This window comes from Bacteroides coprosuis, assembly GCF_020741705.1.
GTDB classification, from domain to species: Bacteria; Bacteroidota; Bacteroidia; order Bacteroidales; family Bacteroidaceae; genus Bacteroides_E; species Bacteroides_E coprosuis.
The window spans coordinates 1-4932 of record NZ_DYYK01000181.1 but is presented as its reverse complement, the minus strand read 5'-3'; the positions used below and the strand labels follow the sequence as shown (position 1 = coordinate 4932).

Below are 4932 nucleotides of genomic sequence, written 5' to 3'. Positions count from 1 at the left end.
TCAACAACAATATCCTCTACACATTTATGCGGACTCAGAAGCAAGTAAGTATGTAGATGGTGCTGCTTATCATGCGTATGGTGGCGAGGTAACTGAGCTAGACAGAATCCACAGAGAAGCACCAGATAAATCAATCTATTTTACAGAAATGTCTATTGGACTATGGGGCTCTGGTTACGATTTTGGTGGAGATTTAATGTGGAATATGAAAGAAGTTTGCCTAGGAACTATCAACCGTTGGAACAAAGCTGTAATTATGTGGAACTTTATGCTGGATGATAAACATGGTCCTTATCGTAAATACGGTTGTAACATCTGCTTGGGTGCTATTGATATTAGTTCAGAAGATTACAAGACAATGACTTTTAATAGTCATTACTATACGATGGCTCATCTATCACAAGTTATCAAGCCAGGTGCTTTCAGAATAGAATCGAAAGGAAATACAGATTCAAATATACACTACTCTGCGTTTATCAACCCAGATCAGTCTTTATCTATGGTATTATTAAATGAAGGTAATGAAAAACAACTAATCACCATTCAAGCCAAAGGAAAATCATTCTCATTGAATGTTGCTCCTCAATCAGTTGTTTCGTGCATTTGGTGATTCTACTTTTTAGAATCTAGATAAATAAAAATAGAGCTGTCCAATTTACTTAGTTGCACAGCTCTATTTTATGTTTTTATCTGTTTTCAATATTTTATCATTTCCCAACAAAAAAGCCAATCTAAATAACTTCAGATTGGCTTTTTGTATTCTAATACTTTTGCATTACACAAATTTTTTAGCATCTTCTAGGAACTTCGCAAGACCAGAATCGGTCAGTGGATGTTTCAAGAGAGATAAGATAGAATCTAATGGTGATGTAACCACATCAGCTCCTAATTTAGCACAATTCACTATGTGCATCGCATTACGAATAGAAGCAGCTAAAATTTGAGTAGTAATACCATAATTATCGTATATCTGACGAATTTCAGCAATCAGATTAATACCTTCTGTAGAAATATCATCTAGCCTACCCAAGAAAGGAGATACATAAGTAGCACCAGCCTTAGCTGCCAAAAGAGCTTGACCAGCTGAGAACACAAGTGTACAGTTTGTTTTTATTCCTTTAGATGAAAGATATTTGATTGCTTTGACACCGTCATAAATCATAGGTACTTTAACAACAATCTTTGGATCTATTTTTATTAGTTCCTCAGCTTCACGAATAATACCTTCGTAATCTGTAGAAATCACCTCTGCACTCACATCGCCATCTACCACATCACATATCGCTTTATAATGTGCTGTAATTGCTTTAGGTCCTTTAATACCCTCTTTGGCCATCAGAGAGGGATTGGTAGTAACACCATCCAATACACCTAGGTCGTGAGCTTGCTTAATTTGATCTAGATTTGCTGTGTCAATGAAAAATTTCATAGTTCTTCTTTTTAAGTTATTTTATTCAGGTTTTTATAAAATCCTTTACTACATTGAAAAGGGTGTATTTATAATACGTGCATTAAGATACAAAAAAATATAAGAGGTATTCCTACAACCTCAAAAAGAAAATAAACAATACACCTTTCATGATATTCCCAATAAGATTTGTTGTTCTTAATCCAAAATGAATGCTAATCAAAAGACAAACTTTACAAATAGAATTTACATACCTCGGCATCTTATAGTTTACTTACAAAAAGAGGATTAAATGTGAGTTGTATAATAAAAGAGTGAGGCCTGCTAACCAAGACAAAGTCTATCCTTTATAGCCGAATCTCTATCATTTCGATTTCTTTAAAAGAAGCTACCGACCAGAAGTAGAGGCTATTTTTGGATTATCCAAACAGGGGTATTCCCTACCCTTTTTTTTGATTAGATTCTGATTATCAATTATCTAATCCTGCTTTATAGCATACAAATAAATCTAATTATCTCGAATATTTTATATATCATTGTGAACATCAATCTAACTAAATCCATAACAGAGTGCTTATTGCTTAAGTTCTATGGAGGTTCAGATGAAATTACTCCTACTTAAGGTACAATGATGTTCTTAGATTCACATGCTCTTTTTCAAGAAGAGTATTGAGAACACCTCAATTTTATTGATGAAGCAGCTGTTTTGGCTCTACAAGGGAGTGGTTAAGGGTAATCACTCCCTTACTTTTGCCCAAAATGAAGCACATCATATAATCTTTTACTCCCTCAATTTCTCACTTTAAAACTTTTTCTATCGCACTTTTATTTATTCTCTCCCAATATCAATTAGATATTGACAGTTGTTCAAAAATATATTTGTTAAAGAGTAATCAAAAATCATTAATTTACAGATTAATAATTATGTTTGACAAAGAATTGAATATTTAATAAGAGCTATGAAATCTAAAACCTTTAATGATCGACTCACTGAGATGCAGGAATCTTTTGAAAAATTGATGCTAGAATATCAGAAAGACGATAGATGCAACTCAGATGCTTTGAGTTATATGAGAGTAATAAGAGACAACTTCCACCCTCTTAAAAAATTGATTAATAAAAAGGACCAGTTTCAAAACTGATCCTTTTCGGAACTCATTAAATGTGGCTATCATTTAATTATGACTAAATTGTTTTCCTATTATCAAAGGTAGATAATAGCAAACTCATTGTCAATCACTTCTATTAGGTATATTGAATGACATTTCTACCTAGAAATCACCATATCTAAAAAATAAATTTATAGAGTTATTCATTCTTATAGATTATGAGTAACTCTTTTTTATACACATCATTATGAAAAGATTATCATTTGTTTTATTCCTTTTAAGCACAATAATTACCTCTTCTTGCTCTCGAATGAGTGTGGATGCTGATGAGGTAGGTGTATTCGTTAAAAAGCCCTATATATTTGGCTCAGGTGGTGTAGATGATGCTCCTCTGATGGCGGGTTCTGAGTGGAAAGTTTTTTCAACAGATTTTGTCAAATTAAAGAAGACTCCTCAAAAATTCACAGAAGGATTTGACGATATCATGTCTGACGATAATACTCCAGTCGATTTAACTGCTAATATCATCATGCAGATTGTTCCTACTCAAACCCCTCTCCTGATCTCCAACTTTGGTGTGGAATGGTATGATATCAATATCAAACCCAAATTCGTAAAGTTTATTCGTGATGAAATATCTAATTACAGCATGTTCGACCTAACCTCCAATCGTGAGGTATATGACAAAATAGAAGATGTGGTGATTCAGAAGGTATCACAGATTATAGAAGAGAAAAACATACCTGTACAAGTTATTGATGTAGTGGTTGATAGAGCTAAACCCAACCAAGGAGTAATGGAAGAAATAGACCGAACCGCTATCCAAATTCAAAATAAGAGAACTCAGACAGAACGCGTTAAGGCAGAAGAGCAAAGAGCTGCGGCAGAACAAGCGAAAGCTGTTGCCGACAAAGCCTATATGAGAGAAATGCAATTCACAACAGCTGAGTACCTCAAACTTAGAGAAATAGAGATTGAAAAAGAAAAGGTAGATATGGTTAAAGACAAGAGTCAAGTAAACGTTACTATGCTTATGGGTGGTGGAGCAACCCCCATTTATAGCGTTAAATAAACCTCAAAAGCCACTGTAAAAGGTGGCTTTTTTTATAGGCTCATATTTTAAATGAACGATAAAACGAAACTCCTCATTTCTTAATTTACAGGTTGATTAAACAATCTTTTGTATCTAAAAAAGCCCTAATCATTCACCAAAATAATTCAATCTATACCTCAAATTCTGCACTTTCCATTTTTTGCGATAAAGTACTCAATATGAATAAGTAAAGTCTATAACAAAATAACCATCATCCTATCATGACACCGACATCGCATTATCATATCGGTGTCAAAGTATCATCATGTCGGTGTCATGTTATACTTAAAATTGAGAACAAAAAAGATGGACACAATTCCTTCACTCATTTAGGCTAGTAATATCTCATAGCAAAACTTCTTTATATTATATATTTCTTCCGTTTCAAGAACAGAGAGATTAATCTGACAATATATAAGATTTGCTTTTAAATAAAATCAGACTAACTCCTAATCAGATTATGCTATTAATGAGATATAAAACAAATAATGAGTATCACACGAATTCTTATATCTTGATAAATAACTAAAAGTATGCAATAAAAAATCTTGATATATGGCTTTATATGCTTAATTATGAGTTGATTTATTATTGTAAACAATTAACTTTTATGCAATTATTTATATTTAATTGAATAGATTAGTAGTGTGGCTTAGTTGAGAAAGCCTTTTTGTGGAATATGTAAAACCAATAAAGAGAGCCATGCCTTTAGAATTTAAAGATATATTTAAGCATAACCAAGATTGGCTGAAAGAAAAGTTAGACTTGGATCCCGATTATTTTACTAAACTTTCTATAAAGCAGACCCCTTCCATACTTTATATTGGGTGCTGTGATAGTAGAGTAAATCCCGAAAGTATAATAGGTGCAAGCCCTGGCGATATGTTTGTGCATAGAAATGTGGCGAACCTAGTACTCGAGAGTGATGTGAATAGTAAATCGGCTATCGCTTTTGCTCTTGAGCAACTCAAGGTGAAGCACATTATTGTAGTGGGACACTACCATTGTGGTGGAATAGAGGCAGCCATGTCTTTTAAAGACTATGGAACACTAAATGATTGGCTAGAAAATATCAGAGATGAGTATCAAACCTATAAAGAAGAGCTAGATGCTTTGGGAGATGGAGAAAAACGAAATGAACGCTTAGTGGAATTGAATGTATTAGAACAATGCAAGCACATCGCTAATAATCCCGACTTTCAAAAGGCTCAAAAAGAATATGGTGTAGAGCTCCATGCCTTTGTTTTCGACCTGAATACAGGTAAAATTATTGATCTGGAATATGAGAAAATAGCATAAGAGATTTTTGATAAAGAAATTTA

At 33.3% G+C, this 4932-nt stretch carries 5 protein-coding genes; 4 read left to right on the top strand and 1 reads right to left on the bottom strand.

Features of this window, described 5'->3' with window-relative positions; all coding sequences use genetic code 11:
* The coding region (locus tag K8V80_RS10925; RefSeq protein WP_276777980.1) for a glycoside hydrolase family 30 protein at window positions 1–610 on the top strand (610 nt) is incomplete at its 5' end.
* A gap of 165 nt (window positions 611–775) precedes the next feature.
* Here the strand turns inward: K8V80_RS10925 and fsa are convergent.
* Window positions 776–1429 carry a fructose-6-phosphate aldolase gene (gene fsa / locus K8V80_RS10920; RefSeq protein ID WP_006744674.1) on the bottom strand — a complete coding sequence of 218 codons (654 nt, stop codon included), beginning with the start codon at window positions 1427–1429 and terminating at the stop codon, window positions 776–778.
* Window positions 1430–2367: 938 nt separating this feature from the next.
* Here fsa and K8V80_RS10915 point away from each other — a divergent pair.
* The 3 genes from K8V80_RS10915 to K8V80_RS10905 all read left to right on the top strand — a co-directional run bounded on the left by K8V80_RS10915 (window position 2368) and on the right by K8V80_RS10905 (window position 4909).
* Window positions 2368–2550 carry a hypothetical protein gene (locus K8V80_RS10915; RefSeq protein WP_276777941.1) on the top strand — a complete coding sequence of 61 codons (183 nt, stop codon included), beginning with the start codon at window positions 2368–2370 and terminating at the stop codon, window positions 2548–2550.
* A gap of 214 nt (window positions 2551–2764) precedes the next feature.
* Window positions 2765–3589: an SPFH domain-containing protein gene (locus K8V80_RS10910; protein WP_276777938.1), complete on the top strand. Its 825-nt coding sequence runs from the start codon at window positions 2765–2767 to the stop codon at window positions 3587–3589.
* 693 nt (window positions 3590–4282) lie between these two features.
* Window positions 4283–4909, top strand: coding sequence for a carbonic anhydrase (locus K8V80_RS10905; RefSeq protein WP_245531192.1), 627 nt, complete (start codon window positions 4283–4285; stop codon window positions 4907–4909).
* Window positions 4910–4932 lie beyond the last annotated feature (23 nt).

Bases quoted from the DNA above. Each gene is read 5' to 3' on its own strand.
- fsa (WP_006744674.1), bottom strand. From the start codon at position 1,429: ATGAAATTTTTCATTGACACAGCAAATCTAGATCAAATTAAGCAAGCT.
- K8V80_RS10915 (WP_276777941.1), top strand. From the start codon at position 2,368: ATGAAATCTAAAACCTTTAATGATCGACTCACTGAGATGCAGGAATCT.
- K8V80_RS10910 (WP_276777938.1), top strand. From the start codon at position 2,765: ATGAAAAGATTATCATTTGTTTTATTCCTTTTAAGCACAATAATTACC.